At 68.3% G+C, this 2,687-nt stretch carries 2 protein-coding genes; one reads left to right on the top strand and one right to left on the bottom strand.

What is annotated here, in order from left to right:
• Positions 1-377: 377 nt before the first annotated feature.
• Positions 378-704: a thioredoxin gene (gene trxA / locus QMX83_RS21110; protein ID WP_282298584.1), complete on the bottom strand. Its 327-nt coding sequence runs from the start codon at positions 702-704 to the stop codon at positions 378-380.
• 527 nt (positions 705-1,231) lie between these two features.
• Here trxA and rhlB point away from each other — a divergent pair.
• Positions 1,232-2,687: ATP-dependent RNA helicase RhlB (gene rhlB / locus QMX83_RS21105; RefSeq protein WP_282298583.1), on the top strand; the 1,456-nt coding region annotated here is incomplete at its 3' end.

Here is a 2,687-nt window from a genome sequence, read left to right as displayed (position 1 = left end):
GGCGCGGCGGGCGCGGCAGCCAGGGGCAGGGCGGGTTGCGCCGGCGGAGCGGCGGTTTCGGCCGCGGCGGCCTTGGCAACGCGCGGCTTGCGCACGCGCTTCTCGGCGGGCGCGTCGGCGCTGCCGGTTTCGGTCGTAGTGATATCGGACAAGAGCTGGATTCCTCGCTGAGAGGTGCGAGCGCCCGGCAAGGGCGTCAGGAAGTTTTGGGAAAAGGATTCCGGGCGGGAGTACGACCGGAAGGCACGGCACGCGAACGCGGCCGGATATGCCGACACTACCACCGGCTCGCGGCGATGCGCAAGCCGGGTAGAGCGGGATCATTCACGCGGGCGTGGGCCCGCCGGGCAGCCGGTGACCCGGCTGCCGCAGGTGACTCAGGCCAGGGCCTTGTCGAGCAGGCCTGCCAGCTGGGCCTTGCCCACAGCGCCGACCTGTTCGCCGACCTTCTCGCCGCCCTTGAAGACGACCAGGTACGGGATGGAGCGCACGTGGTACTTGATGGCCAGGTCGCGCTGCTCGTCGACATTGACCTTCACGATCTTGGCACGGCCCTGGTAGGCGTCGGCCAGTTCGTCCAGCGCCGGGGCGATCATCTTGCAGGGGCCACACCATTCCGCCCAGAAGTCCACCAGCACCGGTTCCTTCGAATCCAGCACGGCACCCTGAAATTCGGTCGTGCTTACATGTACAACATTGCTCATCTTGGTCTCTCGATTGGAGTGCACCCGGCCAGGCCGGAGGGTTGAACCTGGACAGGTCTTCCGGCCCGTCCGCGTCTGCTGCCTCGTGGTCGCCTGGGCGGCCAGCGGTGCGTCCGGTGGGATGCCTGGACGCTCTCGGGGCGCAGTGTACCCCTATCGAACCCGGGGCACAGTCCCCGGCTGAAACGCTACATCCTGTGACGATGATCGCGCTTTGCCAGGGCTTGTCCCAGTAAGTGCGGGCGGTCCGGGCCCGCTTCCAGACCCCCGCGGCCGCCTGTTCAACTGGCGTGCGGCGCGGTGAAATCCGCGCGAGGGCGGCCTGGCCGGGCCGCGTCTCATGCACCTGCGCGACGCCATCCCCGGTTTGCCCCCGACATTGCGCTAAACTGGACCATTGTGCAGCGGCCCGCGTCCCACCCGATCCGGCCCCGGCATTCCCGGCGCAACGGCCGTATGGCAACGCTGCCCTCCAAGATTGCAAGCCTTCCGGCCCGGTGCCGGCGCGGCCTTACCAAGACGGACTCATGAGCGACAAACCGCTGACCGATTTGACCTTTTCCTCCTTCGAGCTGCATCCGGCCCTGCAGGCCGGTCTGGAAGGAGCCGGATTCACCCGCTGCACCCCGATCCAGGCGCTGACCCTTCCGGTCGCGCTGGCCGGTGGCGATGTGGCCGGCCAGGCCCAGACCGGCACCGGCAAGACGCTGGCGTTCCTGGTGGCGGTGGTCAACCGCCTGCTCAGCCGCCCCGCACTGGCGGACCGCAAGCCGGAAGATCCGCGCGCGCTGATCCTGGCCCCGACCCGCGAACTGGCGATCCAGATCCACAAGGACGCGGTCAAGTTCGGTTCCGACCTCGGCCTGCGCTTCGCGCTGGTCTACGGTGGCGTGGACTACGACAAGCAGCGCGAGATCCTGCAGCAGGGCGTGGACGTGATCATCGCCACCCCGGGCCGCCTGATCGACTACGTCAAGCAGCACAAGGTGGTCTCGCTGCATGCCTGCGAAATCTGCGTGCTGGACGAAGCCGACCGCATGTTCGATCTGGGCTTCATCAAGGACATCCGCTTCCTGCTGCGCCGCATGCCCGAGCGCACCACCCGCCAGACCCTGCTGTTCAGCGCCACCTTGAGCCACCGCGTGCTGGAGCTGGCTTATGAGCACATGAACGAGCCGCAGAAGCTGGTGGTGGAAGCGGAAACGGTGACGGCCGCGCGCGTGCGCCAGAAGCTGTACTTCCCGGCCGACGAGGAAAAGATTCCGCTGCTGCTGGGCCTGCTGTCGCGCAGCGAAGGCGCGCGCACCATGGTCTTCGTCAACACCAAGGTGTTCGTCGAGCGTGTGGCGCGGTCGCTGGAAAAGGCCGGCTACCGCGTCGGCGTGCTGTCGGGTGACGTGCCGCAGAAGAAGCGCGAGAGCCTGCTCAACCGCTTCCAGAAGGGCCAGCTGGAAATCCTGGTGGCCACCGACGTGGCGGCGCGCGGTCTGCATATCGACGGCATCAAGTACGTCTACAACTACGACCTGCCGTTCGATGCCGAAGACTACGTGCACCGCATCGGCCGCACCGCCCGCCTGGGCGAGGAAGGCGATGCGATCAGCTTCGCCTGCGAGCGCTATGCGATGAGCCTGCCGGACATCGAGGCCTACATCGAGCAGAAGATCCCGTCCGAACCGGTCACCAAGGAGCTGCTGACCGCGCTGCCGCGTCCGGAACGCGCGCCGGCCGCCCCGGGTGAGGAAGGCGAAGACAACGAAAGCGTCGGCCAGATCTTCCGCGAGGCGCGCGAAGCCCGTGCCGCCGAAGAGGAGCGTCGCGGCGGTGGCCGTGGCGGTCGTTCCGGCAGCGGTGGTGGTCGTGGCGAGCGTCGCGACGGTGACCGCAAGCCGCGCGGCCCGCGCAAGCCGCGTCCGGAAGGCGACAAGCCCGCCGTGGCCGCGGACGGTGCTGCGCCGGTCGACGCCGCGCAGGCTCCGCGTC

It is taken from the genome of Stenotrophomonas sp. PS02289 (assembly GCF_029960115.1).
Taxonomy (GTDB): Bacteria; Pseudomonadota; Gammaproteobacteria; order Xanthomonadales; family Xanthomonadaceae; genus Stenotrophomonas.
The sequence above is the reverse complement of the archived record's forward strand: the minus strand, read 5'-3'. Positions and strand labels throughout refer to the sequence as shown.